At 63.1% G+C, this 24,429-nt stretch carries 21 protein-coding genes; 11 read left to right on the top strand and 10 right to left on the bottom strand.

Annotated features, from left to right (window positions below):
- Positions 1 to 397 precede the first annotated feature (397 nt).
- Both algB and IF690_RS01550 read left to right on the top strand, forming a co-directional pair.
- Positions 398 to 1,744: a sigma-54-dependent response regulator transcription factor AlgB gene (gene algB, locus IF690_RS01555; protein ID WP_202698572.1), complete on the top strand. Its 1,347-nt coding sequence runs from the start codon at positions 398 to 400 to the stop codon at positions 1,742 to 1,744.
- A gap of 10 nt (positions 1,745 to 1,754) precedes the next feature.
- Complete coding sequence (locus IF690_RS01550) at positions 1,755 to 3,542, top strand: KinB sensor domain-containing domain (RefSeq protein WP_202698571.1); 1,788 nt, start codon at positions 1,755 to 1,757, stop codon at positions 3,540 to 3,542.
- Positions 3,543 to 3,545: 3 nt separating this feature from the next.
- Here the strand turns inward: IF690_RS01550 and IF690_RS01545 are convergent, their stop codons facing one another.
- The 7 genes from IF690_RS01545 to IF690_RS01515 form a co-directional block, all read right to left on the bottom strand.
- Positions 3,546 to 5,168 carry an EAL domain-containing protein gene (locus IF690_RS01545; RefSeq protein WP_202698570.1) on the bottom strand — a complete coding sequence of 541 codons (1,623 nt, stop codon included), beginning with the start codon at positions 5,166 to 5,168 and terminating at the stop codon, positions 3,546 to 3,548.
- A 72-nt stretch (positions 5,169 to 5,240) separates the two neighbouring features.
- A complete protein-coding gene (locus IF690_RS01540; protein ID WP_202698569.1) occupies positions 5,241 to 6,020 on the bottom strand; it encodes an N-acetylmuramoyl-L-alanine amidase in 780 nt (259 codons plus the stop codon).
- Positions 6,021 to 6,125: 105 nt separating this feature from the next.
- A complete protein-coding gene (locus tag IF690_RS01535) occupies positions 6,126 to 8,267 on the bottom strand; it encodes a GGDEF domain-containing protein (RefSeq protein ID WP_202698568.1) in 2,142 nt (713 codons plus the stop codon).
- Positions 8,264 to 9,142, bottom strand: a complete 879-nt coding sequence (locus IF690_RS01530; protein ID WP_202698567.1) for an endonuclease/exonuclease/phosphatase family protein — start codon at positions 9,140 to 9,142, stop codon at positions 8,264 to 8,266. The genes IF690_RS01535 and IF690_RS01530 overlap by 4 nt, the downstream gene beginning before the upstream one ends.
- A 13-nt stretch (positions 9,143 to 9,155) precedes the next feature.
- A complete protein-coding gene (locus IF690_RS01525; protein WP_009041530.1) occupies positions 9,156 to 9,785 on the bottom strand; it encodes a thiol:disulfide interchange protein DsbA/DsbL in 630 nt (209 codons plus the stop codon).
- A 195-nt stretch (positions 9,786 to 9,980) separates the two neighbouring features.
- Positions 9,981 to 10,586 carry a c-type cytochrome gene (locus IF690_RS01520; RefSeq protein ID WP_202698566.1) on the bottom strand — a complete coding sequence of 202 codons (606 nt, stop codon included), beginning with the start codon at positions 10,584 to 10,586 and terminating at the stop codon, positions 9,981 to 9,983.
- Between the two features lie 45 nt (positions 10,587 to 10,631).
- The gene (locus IF690_RS01515) at positions 10,632 to 10,922 is read right to left on the bottom strand and encodes a c-type cytochrome (RefSeq protein WP_023967621.1); all 291 of its coding nucleotides are present in this window, start codon (positions 10,920 to 10,922) and stop codon (positions 10,632 to 10,634) included.
- 191 nt (positions 10,923 to 11,113) lie between these two features.
- Between IF690_RS01515 and yihA the strand changes: the two genes are divergently transcribed.
- A complete protein-coding gene (gene yihA, locus IF690_RS01510) occupies positions 11,114 to 11,755 on the top strand; it encodes a ribosome biogenesis GTP-binding protein YihA/YsxC (protein ID WP_202698565.1) in 642 nt (213 codons plus the stop codon).
- 410 nt (positions 11,756 to 12,165) lie between these two features.
- On the opposite strand, the gene polA is transcribed toward yihA, so the two are convergent.
- Positions 12,166 to 14,973: a DNA polymerase I gene (polA, locus tag IF690_RS01505; protein ID WP_202698564.1), complete on the bottom strand. Its 2,808-nt coding sequence runs from the start codon at positions 14,971 to 14,973 to the stop codon at positions 12,166 to 12,168.
- A gap of 74 nt (positions 14,974 to 15,047) precedes the next feature.
- On the opposite strand from polA, the gene IF690_RS01500 reads away from it, so the two are divergent.
- Positions 15,048 to 15,335 (top strand): DUF2782 domain-containing protein, encoded by a 288-nt coding sequence (locus IF690_RS01500; protein ID WP_007924295.1) that lies wholly within the window; start codon positions 15,048 to 15,050, stop codon positions 15,333 to 15,335.
- A 62-nt stretch (positions 15,336 to 15,397) separates the two neighbouring features.
- The gene (locus IF690_RS01495; protein WP_202698563.1) at positions 15,398 to 16,348 is read left to right on the top strand and encodes a homoserine kinase; all 951 of its coding nucleotides are present in this window, start codon (positions 15,398 to 15,400) and stop codon (positions 16,346 to 16,348) included.
- A 73-nt stretch (positions 16,349 to 16,421) separates the two neighbouring features.
- Here the strand turns inward: IF690_RS01495 and IF690_RS01490 are convergent, their stop codons facing one another.
- Positions 16,422 to 17,351 (bottom strand): zinc ABC transporter substrate-binding protein, encoded by a 930-nt coding sequence (locus IF690_RS01490; protein ID WP_202698562.1) that lies wholly within the window; start codon positions 17,349 to 17,351, stop codon positions 16,422 to 16,424.
- A 57-nt stretch (positions 17,352 to 17,408) separates the two neighbouring features.
- On the opposite strand from IF690_RS01490, the gene zur reads away from it, so the two are divergent.
- From zur to IF690_RS01470, 4 genes are read left to right on the top strand one after another with little or no spacing between them, the layout of a single operon-like run.
- The gene (gene zur / locus IF690_RS01485; RefSeq protein ID WP_202698561.1) at positions 17,409 to 17,891 is read left to right on the top strand and encodes a zinc uptake transcriptional repressor Zur; all 483 of its coding nucleotides are present in this window, start codon (positions 17,409 to 17,411) and stop codon (positions 17,889 to 17,891) included.
- Complete coding sequence (znuC, locus tag IF690_RS01480) at positions 17,891 to 18,676, top strand: zinc ABC transporter ATP-binding protein ZnuC (RefSeq protein WP_009046275.1); 786 nt, start codon at positions 17,891 to 17,893, stop codon at positions 18,674 to 18,676. Before zur ends, znuC begins: the two co-directional genes overlap by 1 nt.
- Positions 18,669 to 19,457, top strand: coding sequence for a zinc ABC transporter permease subunit ZnuB (znuB, locus tag IF690_RS01475; protein WP_023967627.1), 789 nt, complete (start codon positions 18,669 to 18,671; stop codon positions 19,455 to 19,457). Before znuC ends, znuB begins: the two co-directional genes overlap by 8 nt.
- A gap of 37 nt (positions 19,458 to 19,494) precedes the next feature.
- Positions 19,495 to 20,208: a PA5502 family lipoprotein gene (locus IF690_RS01470; protein WP_202698560.1), complete on the top strand. Its 714-nt coding sequence runs from the start codon at positions 19,495 to 19,497 to the stop codon at positions 20,206 to 20,208.
- Between the two features lie 126 nt (positions 20,209 to 20,334).
- Here the strand turns inward: IF690_RS01470 and katE are convergent, their stop codons facing one another.
- Positions 20,335 to 22,527 carry a catalase HPII gene (katE, locus tag IF690_RS01465; protein WP_286673834.1) on the bottom strand — a complete coding sequence of 731 codons (2,193 nt, stop codon included), beginning with the start codon at positions 22,525 to 22,527 and terminating at the stop codon, positions 20,335 to 20,337.
- Positions 22,528 to 22,740: 213 nt separating this feature from the next.
- Here katE and IF690_RS01460 point away from each other — a divergent pair, with 213 nt between their 5' ends.
- Together IF690_RS01460 and IF690_RS01455 are read left to right on the top strand one after the other, a co-directional pair.
- On the top strand, positions 22,741 to 23,748 hold the full coding sequence (locus IF690_RS01460; protein ID WP_202698558.1) for a methionine ABC transporter ATP-binding protein: 1,008 nt from the start codon (positions 22,741 to 22,743) through the stop codon (positions 23,746 to 23,748).
- Complete coding sequence (locus IF690_RS01455) at positions 23,748 to 24,422, top strand: methionine ABC transporter permease (RefSeq protein ID WP_007924307.1); 675 nt, start codon at positions 23,748 to 23,750, stop codon at positions 24,420 to 24,422. Before IF690_RS01460 ends, IF690_RS01455 begins: the two co-directional genes overlap by 1 nt.
- Positions 24,423 to 24,429: the final 7 nt, after the last annotated feature.

Genomic DNA, 24,429 nt, shown 5'->3' with positions numbered 1-24,429 from the left:
TGCGGCTTGTTCAGCCGAGCCTGATCAGGTTGTTGCAGCCTGCATGCCAGCTTTCATGATTGAAATAAATTCAATAAAAACAATGAGTTGATATCAATCAGGGTGGTATTCCATACGCCATCCTGCACGATGCCGCCCTGGATACCGTGCGAATTGCACGATTGGCCCGGTACTTTAGGGAGAAAACGCAGCTGAAAATGCATGGAATACCGTGGCGAAATCGGAAAAGGCCTGCGCGCAAAACCTAAAACCAATAAAAACCTATTATTTTCAATGAATTAGCAATACACCCCGGAGGTAGCTAATCTGCACGCTTGGGGATCGATCAGAATTAACCATGCAACTTGCCCGATTTTTCCGGGACTAAATAAGATCACTCACTTCAGGAGCCTCGGACATGGAATCAGCACCGGAAAATCAAGGCCGCATTCTTCTGGTAGATGATGAGTCCGCGATCCTTCGTACCTTCCGTTACTGCCTGGAAGACGAGGGCTACACCGTCGCCACGGCCAATAGCGCCGCTCAGGCCGAGGCCTTGCTGCAACGCCAGGTGTTCGACCTGTGCTTCCTCGACCTGCGCCTGGGCGAGGACAACGGCCTGGACGTACTGGCCCAGATGCGCATCCAGGCTCCCTGGATGCGGGTGGTGATAGTCACCGCCCATTCGGCCGTCGATACCGCGGTAGACGCGATCCAGGCCGGCGCCGCCGACTATCTGGTCAAGCCCTGCAGCCCCGACCAATTGCGCCTGGCGACCGCCAAGCAACTGGAAGTCCGCCAGCTCTCGGCGCGCCTGGAGGCCCTCGAGGGCGAAGTGCGCAAACCCAAGGACGGCCTGGACTCCCACAGCCCGGCGATGAAAGTGGTGCTGGAAACCGCCCGCCAGGTCGCCGGCACCGACGCCAACATCCTGATCCTCGGCGAATCCGGCACCGGCAAGGGCGAACTGGCCCGGGCCATTCACGGCTGGAGCAAGCGCGCCAGGAAATCCTGCGTCACCATCAACTGCCCGTCGCTGAACGCCGAGCTGATGGAGAGCGAATTGTTCGGTCACAGCCGTGGAGCCTTCACCGGCGCCAGCGAAAGCACCCTTGGCCGGGTCAACCAGGCCGATGGCGGCACGCTGTTCCTCGACGAAATCGGCGACTTCCCGCTGACCCTGCAACCCAAGTTGCTGCGGTTCATCCAGGACAAGGAATACGAACGGGTCGGCGACCCGGTGACCCGCCGCGCCGACGTGCGCATCCTCGCCGCGACCAACCTCAACCTCGAGGACATGGTGCGCGACGGGCGCTTCCGTGAAGACCTGCTGTACCGCCTGAACGTGATCACCCTGCACCTGCCGCCGCTGCGCGAACGCAGTGAAGACATCCTGACCCTGGCCGACCGCTTCCTCGCACGCTTCGTCAAGGAGTACGCCCGCCCCGCCCGTGGCTTCAGCGACGAGGCCCGCGAAGCGCTGCTCAACTACCGCTGGCCGGGCAATATCCGCGAACTGCGCAACGTGGTGGAACGCGCCAGCATCATCTGCCCCCAGGAGAAGGTGGAGATCAGCCACCTGGGCATGGCCGAGCAACCCACCAACAACACCCCGCGCATCGGCGCCGCCTTGAGCCTGGACGAGCTGGAGAAAGCCCATATCGGCGCCGTGCTGGCCACCAGCGATACCCTCGACCAGGCCGCCAAGACGCTCGGCATCGACGCCTCGACGCTGTACCGCAAACGCAAGCAGTACAACCTGTGAGCCGCGCCTCATGAAGCTAGCGATGAAACTGCGCACGAGACTGTTTCTGAGCATCTCGGCGCTGATCACCGTGGCGCTGCTCGGCCTGCTGCTCGGGCTGGTCAGCGTGATGCAGATGGCCAAGACCCAGGAAGCGCTGATCCGCAACAACTTCATTACCCTGGACCTGGGGCTCAAGCTGCGACAGACCCTGGGCGACCAGTTGATCATCATGCTCAACCACAACCCTGACCGGGCGGCGCTGGATGACTCCAGGCAGGAATACCTGGCTCTGCTCGACCAGGGCATCGAGCATGAACGGCAAAACAATGTGCGCAACGGCTTCACCCAGGCACGCGACGACTACCAGAGCTTCTTCGAAGCCTTCGAGCGCGCCGACGGGACCTCGGCAGGGGTCAATGGCAATACGGAACTGACCCAGCGCTTCAATGCCCTGCGCAATGGCTTGATCAGCGAGCACAAGCAGGCCCTGGACAACATCAATGAAATTGAACATCAGGCCCGCAATCGCGCCTTGATGATCGCTGGCCTGCTCGGCCTGGTCGGACTGGCCGTATTAGTCATCGGCTTCATCACCGCCCACGGCATCGCCCAGCGCTTTGGCGGCCCCATCGAAGCCCTGGCCAAGGCCGCCGACAATATCGGCCAGGGCAACTTCGACGTGACCCTGCCCCTGTCTTCGGCTGCCGAGATGAACTTGCTGACCCGGCGCTTCGGGATCATGGCCCAAGCCCTGCGCGAGCATCAGGCCACCAATGTCGACGAACTGCTCGCCGGCCAGCAGCGCCTGCAATCGGTGCTCGACAGCATCGACGACGGCTTGCTGATGATCGACCGCCAGGGCCACCTGGAACACCTCAACCCGGTGGCGCAACGTCAGCTGGGCTGGGACGAGGAACGCCTCGGACAAGGGTTGGGCAGCGCCTTGCAGCGACCGGAACTGGACGAACAGCTGCAACTGGTGCTGCGCGGCGGCACTCTGGAACGAGCACCGGAAGACCTCAGCATCGAGGTCGATGGCGAATCGCGCCTGCTGACGTACAGCCTGACGCCGGTCAGCCATCCCCAGGGGCATATCCTCGGCGCGGTGATGGTGCTGCACGATGTCACCGAGCAGCGGGCCTTCGAGCGCGTGCGCAGCGAGTTCGTATTGCGGGCCTCCCATGAATTGCGCACCCCGGTCACCGGCATGCACATGGCGTTCGGCCTGTTGCAGGAGCGCCTGCGCTTCCCTGAGGAATCCCGCGAAGCCGACCTGCTGAGCACCGTCAACGAAGAAATGCAGCGGCTGATGCAGCTGATCAACGACTTGCTGAACTTCTCGCGCTATCAGAACGGCCTGCAGAAACTCACCCTGGCGCCCTGCCCCCTGGAAGAACTGCTGGAGCAGGCGCGCAACCGCTTCGTCGGCGCGGCGACGGCACAGGGCATCGAGCTGCTGGTGGAAATCCAGGCGCCGCTGCCACGGTTGCACGCCGACCGCATGCAACTGGAGCGGGTGCTGGACAACCTGATCGACAATGCCCTGCGGCATACCGCCAAGGGCGGCTTGATCCGCTTGCAGGCGCGCCGGCATGGCGAGCGGGTAATCATCAGCGTCGAAGACAACGGTGAAGGCATCGCCTACGGCCAGCAGGGGCGGATTTTCGAGCCCTTTGTCCAGGTCGGACGCAAGAAAGGCGGGGCCGGCCTGGGCCTGGCACTGTGCAAGGAAATCGTGCAACTGCATGGCGGGCGCATGGGCGTCTATTCGCGCCCCGGGCAGGGAACCCAGTTCTATCTGGCCTTGCCTCTTTAGGGGCTAGACCTCGTCATCCAGGCGCCGTGGCCCCTGGCGGCGCCCGCGGGTAATCAGGTCGATGAACTGCACCGCGCTCAACGCATGGGCGAACAGCCAGCCCTGGCCAAAACGCACACCCTCGCTGCTCAGCAGCAACGCCTGATCCTCGAACTCGATGCCCTCGGCAATCACCTTGAGCTGCAGGGCATGGGCCATGCGAATGATGTGCGGGGCGACGCCGCTGCTGGCTGCGTCATGCCCCAGCGCATCGATGAATGCCTTGTCGATCTTCAGGTAATCCACCGGCAGGGTCTGCAGGTAGGCCAGGCTGCAATAACCCGTGCCGAAGTCGTCGATCAGCACCTGATGGCCGACGTCCCGCAAGGCTTGCAGGTTATGCCGGGCAACCACCACGTCGATCAGCCCGCGCTCGGTGACTTCGAAGGCGATCTGCCGCGCCGCCACCCGATGCAGCGCCAGCAGGCGCGCCATCACCTTGCCGATCCGCGGCACCATGACATCGCAGGCCGCCAGGTTGACCGAGATGTACAGCTGCGGGTTGGCCCGCAGCAGATGCCCCAACTGTTCGAGCAGGCGTTGCAGGACAAAATCGGTGATGGGGCGGATCTGCCCGGTGTTCTCCGCCATGGGAATGAACAGCTCCGGGCTGGTCAGGGTGCCGTCCGGATGGCGCCAGCGCAGCAGGGCCTCGGCACCGACACACTGGCGCGTTCGTAGATCGAAGATGGGTTGATACAACACCTGTAGCTCGCCACGGCGCAGCGCCCCTTGCAATTCGGCGCCCAGGGATTGGCGCTGCCCGGCCAGCTGGAAGGCCAGGCCGCCGATGAAGAGCGCCAGCACCAGGCTGCTGGGCAGCAGCCACCACCACCCCTCGAATATTTCGAGCTGCATGTTGGTACGGGGGGTGACGAGTACCAACTGATACTCCGGATTGCTGGTGGGCATCCGGTAGATCAACTGGCCCTGGGTCATCAGCAACGGGCTGCGCCCCGTGGGCGGCCACGGTTCGATCGGCGGCCAGTCCAGCGCTGGCCCCAGCACCGGGATGGCCCGCGAGCCATGGTCGAGAACCACCATCAGGCTGCTGTTGGCGGGCAGATCGACCATATCGGTCAGGTGCCCGCGAGACGTCGCCACCCGGAAGTTGCCGCGCCCGAGCATCAGCGCCGCGCGGTTTTCATTGGGTTCGGCGGAAGTGTTCAGCCAGTAGCTGTAGGTCGGACCACGGATATCCGGCGGCCGGACCACGGCCAGGTTGTCCTGGCGTGGCCAGTTGGTGCAGGCCTGGGCAGCATCGATGTAGGCCGCTGCATAAATGAAGCGATAACTGAAGCTGATCTGCTGCAGGGTCGCGACCATCTCGGGGCTGCATTCGCGCAGGGGCTGCGCCTCGAGTACGTCCAGGCCTTCGCGCAACTGGCCGAACAGTTGCTCCAGACGTTCGAGAAAGCGCTGGCCCTGGGCATTCATCTGCGCGCTTTCGCGCAGTTGCGCCTCGTGCATCGCAATGCCCAGGCTCGCCGCCAGCAGCAAGGCCGCACTCAACACAGCCGCACACGTCGCCAACAGCCAGGGGCGATAGAACCAACTGCGCAGAGGGTCGCGAGCGGCCGGCATCATTGGATATCCGAGGGTTACCAATGAGTTATAGCTACTGATTGAGAAAAAGCCCTGACCGTCGGGCGGGCGTCATTATTTTGTCTGGTTGAGAACCTGCAGGATCGCAGCGCTTTGCGCATCCGGCTGGCCGTCGAAACGCGACGGCCGGTAATGCATCTGGAACGCGGCCAGCACGTGACGGGTCGCCACATCCAGCTCGCCGGTCTGCGGCGTCTCATAACCAAGGCGCGCCAGGCCTTGCTGGAACCAGGCGATGCTCGGCAACTGTGCGGCAAAGAACGCCTGCTGTCGCGCCACCGCCTGGGCGTTCGGCCACCGGCCCAACCCGGCATCGGCCAGACGCTTCCAGGGGAACAGCGGGCCCGGGTCGAGCTTGCGCAGGGGGGCGATATCGCTGTGGCCGATGATGTGCTGTGGCGCGATGTTGTTGCGCTTGCTGATGTCCTTGAGCAGCACGATCAGGCTCTGGATCTGCGCTTCGCTGTAGGGATACCAGACACGCCCGGTGGGCAGGTCGCGAAAGCCCGGGTTGACGATCTCGATCCCGATGGAGCTGGAGTTCAGCCAGGTACGGCCTTGCCACTGGCTCTCGCCGGCGTGCCAGGCACGGTATTGCTCGTCCACCAGTTTGTAGATGGTCGCCGCCTTGTCGTCGCCGATCAGGTAGTGGCTGCTGACCTGGCCATGGGTCAGCAGTTGCAGGGAACGCTCCATCGAGGCCGAGGTGTAATGCACCACTACGAATTGCACCCGCTCATCGAAGTTGACCGAAGGGTGGCTGGTATCGAAACGCGGACCGCTGGCGCAACCGGCCAGCAACAGAAGGGACAAAGCGAGGACAAGAACTTTCATGGTGGAAGGCAGTACGCTGGAGAAAATAATGCAACAGTGTAACGTACTGCCTTTGCGGAAAACCGGCAAAAACACCGGTTTATACAAAATGGAACAAATTATGCGTCAACCCAGTTCCACCCGGTTGCGCCCCGCCTCCTTGGCCCGATAGAGCGCCTGATCGGCTCTTTTGAGCACCAGATCGCTGCGTTCTCCCGGCTTGAAGGCACTCATGCCGATGGACATGGTGATGGTCACGCGCTCGCCCTTGAAGTGGAACGGGCAGGCTTCGATGGCCGCCCGCAAGGTTTCCGCCAGGCGCGCCCCGACCGGCCATGTGGTATCGGGTATCAGCAGGACGAACTCTTCGCCGCCGAAACGGGCAATGAAATCGTTGCCGCGCAGGCGCTTGCGCAGCACGCCGGCGATGATCTTCAGCACCTTGTCGCCGGCCAGGTGACCGTAGTTGTCGTTGATGCGCTTGAAGTGGTCGAGGTCAAGCATCGCCAGCAACAAGGTGTTGCCGTGCTGCTGCCACTGCGCCACTTCATGCTCCAGGCGCTCGCTCCAGGCCGCCCGATTGGGCAGGCCGGTGAGGGGGTCGATCAACGCTTTCTGCCGCTGTTCTTCCAGGTGCTCGCGGTAGCCCTGGGCTTCCTGCTCCATGCTCGACACCCGCTCGGCCAGGCTCTGCAGGCGCGCAGCCACTTCCTTCTCGCGTTCGTCACGCTGCTTCTGGTGATGGTCCATGGTGCCAAGCAAGCCTTCCAGGTGGCTTTCCAGGACCTGCTTGAGATCGTCCAGATCCGCCGCTTCCTGAACGCTGCTTTGCAGGCCATCGACCTGCTCGCGAATCTGCGTGTCCATCTCCCGCGCCGCCGAGCTACTGTCAGCGTGGCCTTCGCTGGCGGCCTGCAGGTTGCTCTGGAAGGATTCCAGGCGCTCGTTGAGTCGCTTGAGATACGCCTCGAATTCATGTTGGCCGCTGTCGGTGATCGCCAGCATCAATACCGCCAGATCGTCGAGGATCGGCAGCAACTCGTACCAGTTCAGGCCATGCTGCAGGCGATCGCGCATGGACTCGGCTTGTGGCCGGTGGCGCTCGGGCAGGCTCAAGTCGTCCAGCAGGCCAAGCAGGGTATGTTCGATGTGCTTGGCCACCGAACTGTAGGAGGGCTCCGGTGAGTCGGGCAGGGCGTACAGCATATCCTGCTGCGGATCGACCGTCGCCAGCGCCTCGGCCATGGCCGCCGGCAACGGCAAGCGGTCAAGCAGCACAGGCGCCGTGGCCGCCTCGGCGGGTGTGACAACGATCAATTCGTCCGGGTTGGAAGGGCTGGCTTCGACAGCCAGAGGCTGCGCGGACGACGGCGCTCCGACGGGGCCAGACGCGACTGGCAGCTGTAACTCCTGCGAATCCGGCATCGGCGGTGACGGTTCGACGGCGGCGGTTTTCTCCGACTCCAGCACCGGCGGCACAAAGGCCTCGACCTGGACAGCCGTGGTTACCTCGGGCAGCGCTTGCGGCTGCGGTTCGGGCGGCGGGCTGACAGCAGCGACCTTCTCGACCACAGGCGGGGACACCGGCGCCAAGGCTTCGGTCGGCCGCGCGGGAGCGACCTCGACACGAGGCGGGGGCGCTTCAACCGCAGCTCTTTCAGCCGTTGCCAATGGCTGTACCGCAATCGGGCTCGCCACCACCGCTGGCGTCTCAGCCGCGGACAGTGCAGGCGCTTCATCAGCGTCACGACCACCAAACAGACGCTGCAGCAAACCTGGGCGGCTCGGTTCCGCGGGGCCCTCCAGCTGGCTCAGCGCCTTGCCTTGCAGGCCGCTCAGTTCGCCCAGCAACAGTGGAATTTCCCGGGCTTGCCCGACGCGACCATCCAGTTGCTTGGCGAAGTTTTTCAGCGGACGACTCACCTCGCGAGGCAACGGCAGCTTCTGCAACTGGTTGACCAGCGAAGTCAGCGCCGTGCTCATTTGCTCGATGCGGGTCTCGCGGCGCTGCTCGGAGTCCAGCACGGCTTTTTCCAGGCGCGGCAACAGGGCCGCCAAGGCCGCGTCCATATCGTCGGTGCGCACCACCTCGCGCATTTCCTTCATGCACTGGTCGACGGCGCGATCAGTCCCTTCGGCCGCCAGCGTGCTGCGCACCAAGCCACGGCGAAGCAGGTCGAGGCGGGCATTCCAGCGTCGCTCGAGTTTTTCCTGTTGTTCGATACTTTTGAGGTACTTCTCTTTCCAGCGCTGGGCGTCGTCGCTCATTCATGGGTTCCGCGAGGGGCAGGACTCAGCGCGGGCAATGCATCGGCCGTGAGCGAACCCGGCAGACGAATCTCTACCGCGACCGGCAGGTGATCGGAAATCGGTTGGGCCAGGACTTCGACCCGCTCCAGCGCCAGGCTGGGGCTGAGCAAAATATGATCAAGACAGCGTTGCGGGCGCCAGCTGGGGAACGTCGCTTCCAATTGCGGCGCCAGTAGACCGAGGTCGCGCAATGGCGAATGTTCCAGCAGATCGCTGGCATGGGTGTTCATGTCGCCCATCAGCACCTGGTGCTTGTAGCCGCCGATCATCTCGCGGATATAGGCCAGTTGCCGGGTGCGCGCACGGGCGCCCAGGGCCAGATGCATCATCACCACCACCAACGCCTCGGGACCATCGCCGAAGCGCAAGAGGATCGCACCACGCCCCTTGGGGCCTGGCAGCGGATGATCTTCGATCGCCCAGGGGCGCAGGCGGCTGAGCACGCCATTGCTGTGCTGGGCCAGGCGACCGAGGTTGCGATTGAGCTGTTGGTACCAGTAGGGGAAGGCGCCGAGCTGGGCCAGGTGCTCGACCTGATTGACGTAGCCCGAGCGCAGGCTGCCGCCATCGGCTTCCTGCAAGGCGACCAGATCGAAGTCGCCCAGCAGATCGCCGATCCGTTGCAGGTTGTCGGCGCGCCCGTTGTGCGGCAGCAGGTGCTGCCAGCCACGGGTCAGGTAATGCCGATAACGTTCGGTACTGATACCGACCTGGATATTGAAACTGAGCAGCCGCAGACGGCTGTCTGCCGGCAGGCCGGAGGACGCCACATGGTGCTCGTTGACCCGCGGATCATGCAGGCCAACGATGCGTTCCGTACCCCAACGTCGCATGGCCGGGGCTCGCTTACTTGGCCGCCCGCTCTTTGGCGATCAGCTGGTCGGCGACGCTCAGGGCACCTTCAGGCCCCCCCGCAGTACCCAGGTCGAAGCGGTACTTGCCGTTGACGACCATGGTCGGTACGCCGGAGATCTGATAGGCCTGGGCCTTCTTCTTCGCGTCCTCGACCTTGCCTTTGACGGCGAACGAGTTGTAGGTGCTCAGGAATTTGTCCTTGTCGACGCCCTCGCCGGCCAGGAACTCGGCCATTTCCTCTGGGGAAGCGAGTTTCTTGCCGCCATGGATGGCTTCGAATACGGCTTTGTGGACCTTGTGCTCGACACCCATGGCCTCCAGGGTGATGAACAGTTGGCCGTGAACGTTCCAGATGCCGCCGAACATCGCCGGGATGCGCACGAAGTTGACATCGGCCGGCAGTTTTTCAGCCCATGGGTTGATGGTCGGCTCGAAGGCGTAGCAGTGTGGGCAGCCATACCAGAACAGCTCGACCACTTCGATCTTGCCAGGCACCGCAACCGGAACGGCGCTGCTCAGCTCTACGTATTGTTTACCGGCTTCAAGGGGTTCGGCGGCTTGAGCGGTCATGCCAAACAGGCTGGCAGTGACGAGAGCGGCGCTGAGAATCAGATTACGCATGCTTTACTCCTGAACAAGTAAGGTCGCCTCGCGCGGCCTGTTCGCAGACAGGTCATGGCGAGGCTTGAGTTCGCTAGTGTAGCGGCAGACGCCATAAAAAAGGGTGGCCTGAGCCACCCTTTATGCTTTCACCGACAGATTAATCGATCATTAACGTTGCGCAAGATAGACCCTTTCGCAACATGATCGCCAGCCTCAGTGCAGGCCCTGGATGTAGCTGGATACGGCTTCGATGTCCTTGTTGCTCAGCTTGGCGGCGATGCTGCGCATGATCATGGTGTCGCCGTCGTTGGTGCGGTTGCCTTCGCGGAAGTCGGTCAACTGCTTGGCTACGTACTGAGCGTGCTGGCCACTCAGGTGTGGGAAGCCGGCAGCGGCGTTACCCGTGCCATTTGGCGAGTGGCAACCGGTGCAGGAAGGCATGCCTTGATCCAGCTTGCCACCACGGAACAACTCTTCACCGCGAGCCACGACTTTCGGGTCTGCCGCGCCGACGCTGCCTTTCTGGCTAGCGAAGTAGGCGGAGAGGTCGGCCAGGTCCTGGTCGCTCAGGTTGGTCAGCAGGCCGGTCATTTCCAGCACCTGGCGCTTGCCGGACTTGATGTCGTGCAACTGCTTGTTCAGGTAACGCTCACCCTGACCCGCCAGCTTTGGAAAGTTAGGCGCCATGCTGTTCCCATCCGGACCATGGCAAGCACCACATACGGCGGCTTTCGCCTGACCGGCAGCAGCGTCGCCTGCAGCATGGGCGACACCTGTGATGCCCAAGGTCAACAGCAGACTCACGAGTAATTTGTTCATCAGCTAATCCAACTACGGCTAAGGGTTAAGAGTTATGGACCGGGATCACTCGCTCATCCAAAGGATGATGGCTCGGTAATCCTCGGCACTGCAGTCCATGCACAAACCACGCGGCGGCATCGCCTTGAAACCCTGGGTCACGTGTTGCACCAGCGTCTCCATACCTTGCGCCAGCCTCGGCGCCCAAGCTTCCTGGTCCCCCTTGCGGGGAGCCGTCGGTAGTTGGCCGGAATGACAAGCCCCACAAACACGGTCGTACACAGCTTCCGGATCCTGTGTAGCCTGAGCGCTGTAAAGCGGTATCAGGACACCGGCAGCTAGCAGCCATTTCGTCATAAAACGACCTTTTCAGGGTTGAGAGCGTGCTGCGTTCTAATGCGCAATCAAGGTCTATCGCTCTCGTGAACTTCATCCTACGCTGGGACAAAGCGCACACAAAATCTGCGGCATTATATACTGGCGCTACTGAAACGGAAACGACACCGCTCGCCGCGTCCATTCTCGGCACCGCCCCTATCGGAAATCCCATGCAACTGAAAAATCCCATTCTTGGTCTGTGCCAACAGTCCACTTTCATGCTCAGCGCCGCCAAAGTCGATCAATGCCCCGACGACGAAGGCTTCGAAGTGGCCTTCGCCGGGCGTTCCAACGCCGGCAAATCCAGCGCCCTGAATACCCTGACCCATGCCAGCCTGGCACGCACCTCGAAAACCCCGGGTCGCACGCAGCTGTTGAACTTCTTCAAGCTAGACGACGATCGCCGTCTGGTCGACCTGCCGGGTTACGGTTACGCGAAAGTGCCGATCCCACTCAAGCAACACTGGCAGCGTCACCTGGAAGCCTACCTGGGCAGCCGCGAGAGCCTGAAAGGGTTGATTCTGATGATGGACATCCGCCATCCGATGACCGACTTCGACCTGCTGATGCTCGACTGGACCGTCGCCAGCGGCATGCCGATGCACATCCTGCTGACCAAGGCCGACAAACTGACCTACGGCGCGGCCAAGAACACCCTGCTCAAGGTGCAGTCGCAAATCCGTAAAGGCTGGGGCGATAACGTCACCATCCAACTGTTCTCGGCGCCAAAACGCATGGGCCTGGAAGAGGCCTACACTGTACTGGCGGGCTGGATGGAACTGGCGGACAAAGGCGCCGAAATCGAAGCCTGAAAGACATACGTAAAACTGCCTGTGGTGTGATCAGGCAAGGCAAAAACCGGCGGGAAAGCGGAGTTTAGGGGCCTAAATGAGCATTTCCCGCCAGTTTTTAACGCAGCATGATCGCGCCACAGGCAGTTTTAGGGCAAAAAAAACCCCGGACTTCGTATGGGGAGGGGAAGTTCGGGGTCCAAGTTCCGGACCGCTAGGGCGGGGTCCAGATATCTGCCAACACTTAACACAACATAGGAGCATCGAAGGGCTTCACCAGCCATTCAGTTACTCTGAGTGGGCTTTCACTGATTAAGTTCCGGGAGGTTTCAAAAACTATTGGCAATAGTCGATGAAATTTTCCGCACTAATAGCTCTTCGCCAGCCTTCACCGCGGCACTGTGCCGCGGCCAAAGTACTGCCTTCTCGCCTCAGTGCGCCTCATCCCAGTTGCTGCCCACTCCGACTTCGACCAGCAGCGGCACATCCAGGGTCGCGGCCTTGCTCATGTAGCCGCGAATCTCCTCGCTCACCTGGCCCACCAGGTCTTCGCGCACTTCCAGCACCAGTTCGTCGTGCACCTGCAGGATGACTTTGGCATCCAGGCCCGAGGCCATCAGCCAGTTATCCACCGCCACCATAGCCTTCTTGATGATGTCGGCCGCCGTGCCCTGCATCGGCGCGTTGATCGCCGTACGTTCGGCGCCGGCGCGTTCCTGCGGCTTGTTGGAGTTGATCTCCGGCAGGTACAGGCGACGGCCGAACAGGGTTTCCACATAACCCTGTTCCGCGGCCTGGGCGCGGGTGCGGTCCATGTATTCGCGCACGCCGGGGTAGCGGGCGAAGTAGGTGTCGATATAGGCCTTGGCGGTCTTGGTATCGACGCCGATGTCCTTGCCGAGTTTCTGCGCGCCCATGCCATAGATCAGGCCGAAGTTGATCGCCTTGGCACTGCGGCGCTGATCGGAACTGACGCCCCCGAGCTCGACCTTGAACACTTCGGCCGCGGTGGCCGTGTGCACGTCGAGGTTATTGCGGAAGGCATTCATCAACCCTTCGTCGCGGGACAGGTGCGCCATGATCCGCAGTTCAATCTGCGAATAGTCCGCCGCCAGCAGCTTGTAGCCAGGCGGCGCGATGAAGGCCTGGCGGATGCGCCGGCCTTCGGCGGTACGCACCGGGATGTTCTGCAGGTTCGGATCACTGGAAGACAAACGCCCGGTAGACGCGACCGCCTGATGGTAGGAGGTGTGGATCCGCCCGGTACGCGGGTTGATCTGCTCCGGCAGGCGGTCGGTGTAGGTGCTCTTGAGCTTGCTCATGGAGCGGTACTGCATCAGCACCTTGGGCAGCGGGTAGTCGTCCTCGGCCAGCTTGGCCAACACTTCTTCAGCAGTGGACGGCTGGCCTTTGGCGGTTTTCTTCAACACCGGCAGGCCGAGCTTGTCGTAGAGGATCACCCCCAGCTGCTTGGGCGAGCCGAGGTTGAATTCTTCGCCGGCGATCTCGAAGGCTTCCCGTTCCAGCGCCACCATCTTGTCGCCGAGTTCGATGCTCTGCACACGCAGCAGGTCGGCATCCACCAGCGCCCCCTGGCGCTCGATCCGCGCCAGCACCGGCACCACGGGCATTTCGATATCGCTGAGCACGCTGGCCAGGCTCGGGATCGCGGCCAGTTTTTCATGCAGGACCTGATGCAGGCGCAGGGTCACATCGGCGTCTTCCGCCGCATAAGGCCCGGCCTGCTCGAGGGCGATCTGATCGAACGTCAGCTGCTTGGCGCCCTTGCCGGCGATGTCCTGGAAACTCACGGTGGTATGGCCCAGGTATTTCTCCGCCAGGCTGTCCATGTCGTGCCGGGTGGCGGTGGAATTGAGCACATAGGACTCGAGCATGGTGTCGAAGGCGACCCCGCGCACCGTGATGCCGTTGGCCTGATCGCCGCCGATGGCGCAGTTGGCCAGGATGTTCATGTCGAACTTGGCGTGCTGGCCGACCTTGAGTTTGTTCGGGTCTTCAAGAATCGGCTTCAGGGCCCGCAGGACGGTGTCGCGGTCCAGCTGCTCCGGCACGCCGATATAGGAGTGGGTCAGCGGGATATAAGCCGCCTCATTGGCCTGCACGGCGAAGGACAGCCCCACCAGCTGCGCCTGCTGGGCGTCGATGCCGGTGGTTTCGGTATCGAAGGCGAACAGCTTGGCGTTCTTCAACTTCTCCAGCCAGACATCGAAACGTGCCTGATCGAGAATGGTTTCGTACTGCGCTTCAACGGCCACCGGCGCTTCGGCCTCAGTCTCGGCCTGGGTCAACAGGTCGGCCACTGGCTCGGGCGCCTCGGCGGCACTCAGTTCAAGGCGCTTGGTATCACGCTGCAGTTCGTCGAGCCAGCTCTTGAACTCCAGCAGGCTGTACAGCTCGAGCAGCTTGTCGCGATCCGGCTCACCCAAGTGCAGGTCGTCCAGGCCGATATCCAGCGGCACATCGACCTTGATGGTCGCCAACTGATAGGAGAGGAAAGCCATCTCCTTGTGCTCTGCGAGCTTGGCCGGCAGGGTCTTGGCCCCGCGAATCGGCAGGCTCGGGACGATATCGAGCTGGGCATACAGCTCGTTCAGGCCACCGTTGACCCCCACCAACAGGCCGGAAGCGGTCTTCGGGCCGATGCCCGGCACACCCGGAATGTTGTCGGAGGAGTCGCCCATCAGTGCCAGGTAGTCGATGATCTGCTCGGGAGCGACGCCGAATTTCTCCTTCACGCCCTCCACGTCCATGCTGCTACCGGACATGGTGTTGACCAGCGTAATGTGCCCGTCCACCAGCTGCGCCATGTCCTTGTCGCCAGTGGAGATCACCACCGGCCGGTCGGCCGCCGCGCTGCTGCGGGCCAGGGTGCCGATCACGTCGTCCGCCTCGACGCCCTCGACGCACAGCAGCGGAAAGCCCAGGGCGATCACGCTGGCGTGCAGCGGCTCGATCTGCACCCGCATGTCGTCGGGCATGCTCGGGCGATTGGCCTTGTACTGGGCGTACATGTCATCGCGGAAGGTCCCGCCCTTGGCGTCGAACACCACGGCGAACGGGCTGTCCGGGTACTGCTTGCGCAGACTCTTGAGCATGTTCAGCACGCCCTTGACCGCACCGGTCGGCATGCCTTTGGAAGTGGTCAGCGGGGGCAGCGCGTGGAAGGCGCGGTACAGGTAGGACGAACCGTCCACCAGGACGAGGGGGGCTTGGCTCATGAGCAGGATCAACCTTTTCGGCGGGTCCGGCGCTAGAATAGCGGGACCGTTGACGACAAAGGGACAAGGTTATCATGCGCACACTAAATCGCTTGCTGCTGGCCAGCCTGATTGCAATCGCGCCGATGGCCGTGATTGCGGCGGAGGATGCGCCATCGGCGGATCCGGAAGTGACCATTCGCACGGAAGGCGACAAGACCATCCAGGAGTACCGCCAGAACGGTTTCCTGTACGCCATCAAGGTCACACCGAAGGTTGGCAAACCCTACTTTCTGGTGCGCGCCGACGGTTCCGATGGCAACTTCATTCGTTCGGACCAGCCGGATATGCTGATTCCGGCGTGGAAAATTTTCGAGTGGTAAACCACTCCTAACTTCAACCGGCGCTGGCTCGACAGCGGCGCCCGTACTGGCAGTTTTTAACCATGTCTGTGTTTACTCCCCTGGCTCGGCCCGAGCTGGAAACCTTTCTCGCCCCTTACGGGCTCGGCCGCCTGCTTGACTTCCAGGGGATTGCCGCCGGTAGCGAAAACACCAACTTCTTCATCAGCCTGGAACAGGGCGAGTTCGTCCTGACCCTGGTCGAGCGCGGCCCGGTCCAGGAAATGCCGTTCTTCATCGAACTGCTGGACGTGCTGCACGACGCCGACCTGCCGGTGCCTTACGCCCTGCGCACCACCGACGGCGTGGCCCTGCGCGAGCTGGCCGGCAAGCCGGCGTTGCTGCAGCCGCGCCTGGCCGGCAAGCACATCAAGCAAGCCAATGCCCAGCATTGCGCCCAGGTCGGCGAGCTGCTCGCTCACCTGCACCTGGCGACCAAGGACAACATGATCAAGCGCAAGACCGATCGTGGCCTGGACTGGATGCAGGAAGAAGGCTCGCAGATGCTCTCGCATCTCGATCCGCAGGCCCGGGATCTGCTGCAGCGAGCGCTGGATGAAATCGCCGAGCAGAAGGTGAAGATCCTCGCGCTGCCTCGGGCCAATATCCACGCCGACCTGTTCCGCGACAACGCGATGTTCGAAGGCACGCACTTGACCGGGCTGATCGACTTCTACAACGCCTGCTCCGGGCCGATGCTGTATGACGTGGCGATTGCCCTGAACGACTGGTGTTCCGACGCCGACGGCCTGCTCGACGGCTCGCGCGCCCGGGCCCTGCTGGGCGCCTACGCGGCCCTGCGTCCGTTCACCACCGCCGAGGCCGAGCTGTGGCCAACCCTGTTGCGGGTGGCCTGCGTGCGCTTCTGGCTGTCGCGCCTGATCGCCGCCGAGTCCTTCGCCGGACAGGACGTGCTGATTCACGACCCGATGGAGTTCCAGCTGCGCCTGGCCCAGCGCCAGCAGGTCAATGCGCCATTGCCGTTCGCCATTTGAAAGCATCGCGGGCAAGACTGCCCCTACGATTTCTTGTAGGAGCGCGGCTTGCCCGCGATAGCGCCAGCAGTCTTTACAGCGATTCCAGGCAGCCCGCCAGATCGTTGCCCAGCTTCTCCAGCATCTGCTCGTACCCCTGCGCGGTGGCCGGCGTGTAGCCGCCCAATGCATCGAGCTCCGCCAGCTTCACCGGCAAGCCCGCCACCAGGGTTTCGGCCAGGCGTGGGCGCAATGGCGGCTCGCTGAAGACACAGGTCTTGCCGACTTCCTGCAAGCGCGTGCGCATCGCCGCCACGTGCTGCGCGCCCGGCTGCACCTCGGCCGCGACGCTGAACACGCCCGCATGCTTGAGGCCATAAGCGTCTTCGAAATAATCGAAAGCTTCATGGAAGACGAAATAAGGCTTGCCGGCGATCGGCGCCAGGCGGGCTTTCAAACGGGCATCCAGGGCATCCAGGCGTGCGTCGAAAGCCTTGGCGTTGCTCTGGTAACGCGCGGCGTTGGCCGGGTCCGCGGCGCTCAGGTCGGCCGCCATGCGGTCGGCGATGACCCGCGCGTTGACCGGTGACAGCCACAAGTGCGCATCGAGGCTGCCCGGACGGTGATCGTGATCATGTTCGTCGGCTTCTTCAACGTGCGAGTGATTATCTTCGGCGAAATGACGGAGTTTCAGGCCTGGCAGGTCCTGCACCGCCAGCGATGGCAACGTGCGCCCCTTGAGGACCCGCGGCAGGAAGCTTTCCATGTCCGGGCCGATCCAGTACAGCAACTCCACCGACTGCACCTTGCGCACGTCGGAGGGGCGCAGCGCATAGTTGTGCGGCGAGGCACCCGGCGGCAGCAGAACCTCGGGCACGGCGATGCCATCCTGGACGGCAGCGGCGATCAATTGCAGGGGTTTGATGCTGGCCAGGACCCGGACTTCGGCCTGGGCCGGGCTGATCACGAACAAACTGGCGATAAAAGCGACAAAAAGGGTAAAAAGTCGGGACACGATGACCACTCGAAGAGGCGAGAACGGGTAACATAATAACGTCTCTCACAATTATCGTCGCCGCTCATGCCTAAAACCCCCCTCGCCAGTCGCCCCCACGACCACTCTCACTGCGTGCACAGCGCGCTGTCCGAGGCCGATGCCCTGTGCGCGCGCCAGGGCCTGCGCCTGACCGCCCTGCGTCGGCGGGTGCTGGAACTGGTCTGGCAAAGCCACAAGCCGCTGGGTGCCTACGACATCCTCGCCGTGCTCAGCGAACAGGACGGTCGTCGCGCCGCGCCGCCAACCGTGTACCGCGCCCTGGATTTCCTCCTGGAAAACGGCCTGGTGCATCGCATCGCCTCGCTCAACGCCTTCGTCGGCTGCAACCACCCGGAACACGCGCACCAGGGTCAGTTCCTGATCTGCCGCGTCTGCCACGCCGCCATCGAGCTTGAACAGAAATCCATCAGCGACGCGATCATCAGCAGCGCCCACGATGTCGGCTTCGTCGTCGAAAGCCAGACCGTCGAAGTGGTCGGCCTCTGCTCGGGTTGCCAGGGGGCTTGATGAGCACTGCCTTGATCCGCCTCGATCAAGTCGCGGTGACCTTTGCCGGGCAGAGCGTGCTGGACAACATCCAGCTCAGTGTCGAGCCAGGGCAGATCGTCACCCTGATCGGCCCCAACGGCGCCGGCAAAACCACCCTGGTGCGCGCCGTGCTCGGCCTGCTCAAGCCCGACAGCGGTAGCGTCTGGCGCAAGCCGAAGCTGCGGGTCGGCTATATGCCGCAGAAGCTGCACGTCGATCCGACATTGCCGCTGTCGGTGCTGCGTTTCCTGCGCCTGGTGCCCGGCGTGGACCGCGCGACAGCCTTGGCCGCGCTGAACGAAGTCGGCGCCGAACAGGTGATCGACAGCCCGGTGCAGAGCATTTCCGGCGGCGAAATGCAGCGTGTGCTGCTGGCCCGCGCCCTGCTGCGCGAGCCGGAACTGCTGGTACTGGACGAGCCGGTACAAGGCGTGGACGTCGCCGGCCAGGCCGAGCTGTACAGCCTGATCACCCGTTTGCGCGATCGCCATGGCTGCGGCGTGCTGATGGTCTCCCACGATCTGCACCTGGTGATGAGCACCACCGACCAGGTGGTCTGCCTCAATCGCCACGTGTGCTGCTCCGGCCACCCGGAACAGGTCAGCGGCGACCCGGCCTTCGTCGAGCTGTTCGGCCAGAACGCGCCGAGCCTGGCGATCTACCACCACCATCACGACCACGCCCACGACCTGCACGGCTCGGTCGTCACCGGGGCCGCAGCCGGCCACGTTCATGTTCATGGAGATAGCTGCAAGCATGGCTGATTTTCTGTTCTACGCCCTGCTCGCAGGCCTGGCGCTGGCGCTGGTGGCAGGTCCCCTGGGATCGTTCGTGGTCTGGCGGCGCATGGCCTATTTCGGCGACACCCTGTCCCACGCCGCCTTGCTCGGCGTGGCCCTGGGCTTTCTGCTGGATGTCAGCCCGGCGGTAGCGGTGACCGTCGGCTGCCTGCTGCTGGCGGTGCTGCTGGTCACCCTGCAACAGCGCCAGCCGCTGGCTTCCGACACGCTGCTGGGGATTCTCGCCCCCAGTACGCTCTCGCTCGGGCTGGTGGTACTAAGCTTCATGCATGACGTGCGGATCGACCTGATGGCCTATCTGTTCGGCGATCTGCTGGCGATCAGCCCCGGCGACCTGGCGTGGATTCTCGGCGGCAGCGCCGCGGTCCTGCTGCTGTTGGTGGCCCTGTGGCGGCCGTTGCTGGCGATCACCGTGCACGAGGAGCTGGCCAGGGTCGAAGGCTTGCCGGTGGCGTCGTTGCGCCTGGCGCTGATGCTGTTGATCGCGGTGGTGATCGCGGTGGCGATGAAGATCGTCGGGGTGTTGCTGATCACTTCGCTGCTGATCATCCCGGCGGCTGCGGCTCAACGTCACGCCCGCTCCCCGGAGCAGATGGCGCTGGGCGCAAGCCTGCTGGGCATACTCGCGGTCTGTGGCGGGCTGGCGTTGTCCTGGTTCAAGGACACCCCCGCGGGGCCGTCGATTGTGGTCATGGCGGCCGCATTGTTTCTGCTGAGTTTTGTCCTGCCCCGCCGAGGGGTGTAGACTTGCTCGCTTTTTGCGCAATTAGAGAGTCGCAGGAATGAAGCCGTTCGCCTCCCGTTATCTGCTCCTTGTCGCATTTTCCCTGCTGCTGGGCGCCTGCCAGAGCACGCCGCCGGCTGAAGTGCCCGACGCCCGCGCCACGGCCATCGCACAGTTGCAGCAAAGTATCGCCAGTAGCGAACTGGCCACCGCCGAAGACCAGTTGAGCGCCTTGCAGGCCCAGTCGCCCAACGACCCGCAGCTCGAGCAACACCAGCGCCAGCTGGCCGAGGCCTACCTGCAGCGCAGCCAGATCGTGCTGCAAAAGGGTGATGTCAACGCCGCCGCCACGGCCCTGAGCCGCGCCCGCGCGCTGATGCCCAAGGCACCAGCCCTGACCGGTGGCGTCGATGGCGCCATCACCCAGGCCCGTAAAGCCGAGCTGGAAAAAGCCGAAGCCGCGCTCAAGGCCGCTGAAGCCCGGCCGCCAGCCAAACTGATCGACCCGGCCGCCGAGAGCACCACCATTGCGCTGAACCTCAGCGATATCAAGCAATTGCGTCGGCAACTCGATGGGATCGCCGCCGATGTGGTGAATTACCAGTGCGCCGTGAGCATCCAGGCGCCACGCACCGAAGATTACCCCTGGCTGAAGACCCTGCTGAGCAAGCGGGTGAAGAAGCTCGACAGCGAGTTCGACCTGCAGATCGAGCGGCAGATCCTGCGCCACGTCCCAGCACAGATGGTACTGAGCCCGCGCAAGCCCCAATAAGCCCGTCGCCCGCAAGCCCGCGTCTGTAGGAGCGGGCGGGCGATCCGACTTGCCCGCGATGAATGCCGACGCGGTGTCAGCCAGACTCTTTCGCACGCAAGCTGTACTACAGAAGCGTTAAAAGCCTCAGGCCGGGATCGCCTTGGCCTTCGGCTCCCGCTCCCAGACCCGGTGATGGGCAATCGCGCTAAAGAACGCCTTCAATGCCTTGGCATCTCCGCCGACGATCAACCCCGCATCCGCTTCCAGCTTGAGCACCTCCAGCAACTGCTGCGCCTCGCCCTGCAAGGCAATCGCCTTGAGGTGCTTGTAGGCTTCGAGCAGGTAATGCAAGGCCACGCCATCGCCGCTCAAGGCCTGTACCGACTTGGCGCCGCCCGGCACGAACACCGCGTCGAACGCCACTGACGGCAGCCCTTCCATGGATGCGTCCACCGGTAGGGTCTTGCCATCCGCGGTGGTCACGGGCGCCGAGGTCGGCCCCAGCAACTTGGCGTGGGCGCCTTCGGCTTGCAGGGCCTTTTTCAAGGAATCGATCGCCTTGCCGTCGACCCCGTTCGCCGCCAGGATCGCCACTTTTCGGGTCTTGATATCCCCCGACAGCAGGTTGGTCTGGCTCAGGGCCGGCGAGTGATCGGGGGTCAGTTCAGGCACCTCGACAGTGCCCGCCTTGGGCACCGGCAGCCCGAGGTTCTGCGCGACCCGCTTGGCCAGTTCGAGATCGATATTGGCCAGGATCTCGTTGACCTGGCGCGCACGGATCCACTCACGCTCGACCTTGCCCAGCTCGAAGCTGTAGGCGGCGATGATGTGCTCCTGCTCATGCGTGCTCATGCTCTTGAAGAACAGTCGCGCCTGGGAGAAGTGGTCGCTGAAGGACGGGCTGCGCTGGCGGATCTTGTGCGCGTCGATGCGCTCGTTGTAGCTCTCGAAACCACCGTCCTCGGCCGCGGGTGGCGTCTCTTTCGGCCAGCCGCCATCGATGGAGTTGGGCTCGTAGGACGCCCGGCCCTTGTCGATGGTGGTGCGATGCATGGCGTCGCGCTGGCCGTTGTGGAAGGGCGCCAGCGGGCGGTTGATCGGCAGCTCATGGAAGTTCGGCCCGCCGAGGCGGCTGATCTGCGTATCGGTGTAGGAAAACAGCCGGCCCTGCAGCAGCGGGTCATTGGAGAAGTCGATACCCGGCACGATATGCCCCGGGCAGAAGGCGACCTGCTCGGTCTCGGCGAAGAAGTTGTCCGGGTTGCGGTTGAGCACCATCTTGCCCAGGGGCGTGATCGGCACCAGTTCCTCGGGGATCAACTTGGTCGGGTCGAGGATGTCGAAATCGAACTTGTGCTCGTTTTCCTCGACTATCACCTGCACGCCCAGCTCCCATTCCGGGTAATCGCCGCTCTCGATCGACTCCCACAGGTCGCGGCGATGGAAATCGGTGTCCTTGCCCGCGAGCTTCTGCGCCTCGTCCCAGACCAGGGAACAGGTGCCCACTGTCGGCCGCCAGTGGAACTTGACGAAGCTGGAGGTGCCTTCGGCATTGATGAAGCGAAAGGTGTGCACGCCAAAGCCCTGCATGCTGCGCAGGCTTTTCGGAATCGCCCGGTCGGACATGGCCCAGATCACCATGTGCGCCGATTCCGGCTGCAACGACACGAAGTCCCAGAAGGTGTCGTGGGCCGAGCCGCCGGTGGGGATCTCGTTGTGCGGCTCGGGTTTGACCGCATGGACGAAGTCGGGAAACTTGATCGCGTCCTGGATGAAGAACACCGGCATGTTGTTGCCCACCAGATCGAAGTTGCCTTCGTCGGTGAAGAACTTCACGGCAAAACCACGCACGTCGCGCACCGTGTCGCCGGACCCGCGCGGCCCCTGCACCGTGGAGAAACGCACGAACACCGGGGTTTTCTTCCCCGGATCACGCAGGAAACCAGCCTTGGTCAGGGCCGAATGATTCTCGTAGGCCTGGAAGTAGCCATGGGCGCCCACGCCACGGGCATGGACGATACGCTCCGGGATCCGCTCATGGTCGAAGTGCGTGATCTTCTCCCGCATGATGAAGTCTTCCAGCAGCGAGGGCCCGCGGGCGCCGGCCTTCAGGGTGTTTTGGTTATCGGCGACCTTGACCCCCTGGTTGGTGCGCAGCGCCTGTTCCGTGGCGTCGGAGCGGAAGGTCTCCAGGCTGTGCAGCTTGCTGTTGGTATTGCCGCGATCCAGGGTATCGGTCCCGGCCAGCTGGCTTTTCGATGCGCTTGGCTTCTTGCTACTCATCAGGCAAAACTCCTCGTTGGCGAAGCCCCGGCGGGACGGGGCTCCATCGGTCAAAATCGCCAGGCACGGCACCTGGTTTTTTTCGAGTGGCTTAATCAGTGACTGATGAGGTTTGGCGCCGTTCCTTTTTTATGACCTTTGATCGCGTTATTGCCAAATCGAAGGATGAATACAAAATAAATGCTAAGAACCTCTATACGGACAGGCTAAAATGCGCGCCCGGCTAACCGCTGATCCTTTTCTAACGCGCCCCACAAGGTTCGCTACGTGATCGAGTTTCAAAACGTCCATAAAACCTACCGGGTCGCCGGTAAGGATATTCCCGCCCTGCATCCGACCAGCCTGAAGGTCGAGAATGGCCAGGTATTTGGCCTGATCGGCCATTCCGGCGCGGGTAAAAGTACCCTGCTGCGCCTGATCAACCGCCTGGAAAACCCCAGCGGCGGCAAGATCATCGTCGACGACGAGGAAGTCACCGCCCTGGACGCCAACGGCCTGCGCCGCTTCCGCCAGCAGGTCGGGATGATCTTCCAGCACTTCAACCTGCTGGCTTCCAAGACCGTGGCCGACAACGTCGCGCTGCCGCTGACCCTGGCCGGCGAGCTGTCGCGCAGCGCGATCGACCAGCGCGTGGCCGAGCTGCTGGCCCGCGTCGGTCTGTCCGATCACGCCAAGAAGTACCCTGCCCAGCTGTCCGGCGGGCAGAAGCAGCGCGTCGGCATCGCCCGCGCCCTGGCGACCAAGCCGAAGATCCTGCTGTGCGACGAGGCCACCAGCGCCCTGGACCCGCAGACCACTGCGTCGGTCCTGCAACTGCTGGCCGAGATCAACCGCGAACTGAACCTGACCATCGTGCTGATCACCCATGAGATGGACGTGATTCGTCGCGTCTGCGACCAGGTGGCGGTGATGGATGCCGGGGTGATCGTCGAGCAGGGTTCGGTGGCCCAGGTGTTCCTGCACCCCAAGCACCCGACCACCAAGCGCTTTGTCCAGGAAGACGAGCAGATCGACGAAAGCGAACAGCGCGACGACTTCGCCCACGTGCCGGGCCGCATCGTGCGCCTGACCTTCCAGGGCGACGCCACCTACGCGCCGCTGCTGGGCACCGTGGCCCGCGAAACCGGGGTGGACTACAGCATCCTCGCCGGCCGCATCGACCGCATCAAAGACGTCCCTTACGGGCAACTGACCCTGGCTATCACCGGCGGTGACATGGAGGCGGCCTTCGCCCACTTCACCGCGGCGGACGTCCACATGGAGGTGCTGCGCTAATGGAACTGCTGACAAGTTTCTTCGCCAATATCGACTGGTACGAAATCTGGCTGGCCACCGGCGACACCCTGCTGATGCTCGGTGGTTCGCTGCTGTTCACCGTGCTGCTGGGCCTGCCCCTGGGCGTGCTGCTGTTCCTCTGCAGCCCACGCCAGCTGCTGGAGCAGAAGAGCCTCTACGCCCTGCTGTCGCTGCTGGTGAACATCCTGCGCTCGCTGCCGTTCATCATCCTGCTGATCGTGATGATCCCGTTCACCGTGCTGATTACCGGCACCTCGCTGGGTGTGGCCGGGGCGATTCCGCCCCTGGTGGTCGGAGCCACGCCGTTCTTCGCCCGCCTGGTGGAAACCGCCCTGCGCGAAGTGGACCGCGGCATCATCGAGGCCACCCAGTCGATGGGCGCGACCACCCGGCAGATCATCACCAACGCCCTGCTGCCGGAAGCCCGTCCGGGTATTTTCGCGGCAATTACCGTGACAGCGATTACCCTTGTTTCCTACACCGCCATGGCGGGCGTGGTAGGCGCGGGCGGTCTCGGCGACCTGGCGATCCGCTTCGGTTACCAGCGCTTCCAGACCGATGTGATGGTGGTCACCGTGGTGCTGTTGCTGGTGCTGGTTCAAGTTCTGCAAACCGTCGGCGACAAGCTGGTGGTGCACTTTTCCCGAAAATAAGTCGGCC

Origin of the sequence: Pseudomonas sp. SK3(2021) (genome assembly GCF_016772375.1) — a bacterium.
GTDB classification, from domain to species: domain Bacteria; phylum Pseudomonadota; class Gammaproteobacteria; order Pseudomonadales; family Pseudomonadaceae; genus Aquipseudomonas; species Aquipseudomonas chlororaphis_I.
Note: the sequence above shows the minus strand (reverse complement) of the source record. Positions and strands in the feature narration are given on the sequence as shown.

What these genes read in the sequence shown, in the direction of transcription:
- algB (WP_202698572.1), top strand. Translation starts at nt 398, where the DNA reads ATGGAATCAGCACCGGAAAATCAAGGCCGCATTCTTCTGGTAGATGAT.
- IF690_RS01550 (WP_202698571.1), top strand. Translation starts at nt 1,755, where the DNA reads ATGAAGCTAGCGATGAAACTGCGCACGAGACTGTTTCTGAGCATCTCG.
- IF690_RS01545 (WP_202698570.1), bottom strand. Translation starts at nt 5,168, where the DNA reads ATGATGCCGGCCGCTCGCGACCCTCTGCGCAGTTGGTTCTATCGCCCC.
- IF690_RS01540 (WP_202698569.1), bottom strand. Translation starts at nt 6,020, where the DNA reads ATGAAAGTTCTTGTCCTCGCTTTGTCCCTTCTGTTGCTGGCCGGTTGC.
- IF690_RS01535 (WP_202698568.1), bottom strand. Translation starts at nt 8,267, where the DNA reads ATGAGCGACGACGCCCAGCGCTGGAAAGAGAAGTACCTCAAAAGTATC.
- IF690_RS01530 (WP_202698567.1), bottom strand. Translation starts at nt 9,142, where the DNA reads ATGCGACGTTGGGGTACGGAACGCATCGTTGGCCTGCATGATCCGCGG.
- IF690_RS01525 (WP_009041530.1), bottom strand. Translation starts at nt 9,785, where the DNA reads ATGCGTAATCTGATTCTCAGCGCCGCTCTCGTCACTGCCAGCCTGTTT.
- IF690_RS01520 (WP_202698566.1), bottom strand. Translation starts at nt 10,586, where the DNA reads ATGAACAAATTACTCGTGAGTCTGCTGTTGACCTTGGGCATCACAGGT.
- IF690_RS01515 (WP_023967621.1), bottom strand. Translation starts at nt 10,922, where the DNA reads ATGACGAAATGGCTGCTAGCTGCCGGTGTCCTGATACCGCTTTACAGC.
- yihA (WP_202698565.1), top strand. Translation starts at nt 11,114, where the DNA reads ATGCAACTGAAAAATCCCATTCTTGGTCTGTGCCAACAGTCCACTTTC.
- polA (WP_202698564.1), bottom strand. Translation starts at nt 14,973, where the DNA reads ATGAGCCAAGCCCCCCTCGTCCTGGTGGACGGTTCGTCCTACCTGTAC.
- IF690_RS01500 (WP_007924295.1), top strand. Translation starts at nt 15,048, where the DNA reads ATGCGCACACTAAATCGCTTGCTGCTGGCCAGCCTGATTGCAATCGCG.
- IF690_RS01495 (WP_202698563.1), top strand. Translation starts at nt 15,398, where the DNA reads ATGTCTGTGTTTACTCCCCTGGCTCGGCCCGAGCTGGAAACCTTTCTC.
- zur (WP_202698561.1), top strand. Translation starts at nt 17,409, where the DNA reads ATGCCTAAAACCCCCCTCGCCAGTCGCCCCCACGACCACTCTCACTGC.
- znuC (WP_009046275.1), top strand. Translation starts at nt 17,891, where the DNA reads ATGAGCACTGCCTTGATCCGCCTCGATCAAGTCGCGGTGACCTTTGCC.
- znuB (WP_023967627.1), top strand. Translation starts at nt 18,669, where the DNA reads ATGGCTGATTTTCTGTTCTACGCCCTGCTCGCAGGCCTGGCGCTGGCG.
- IF690_RS01470 (WP_202698560.1), top strand. Translation starts at nt 19,495, where the DNA reads ATGAAGCCGTTCGCCTCCCGTTATCTGCTCCTTGTCGCATTTTCCCTG.
- IF690_RS01455 (WP_007924307.1), top strand. Translation starts at nt 23,748, where the DNA reads ATGGAACTGCTGACAAGTTTCTTCGCCAATATCGACTGGTACGAAATC.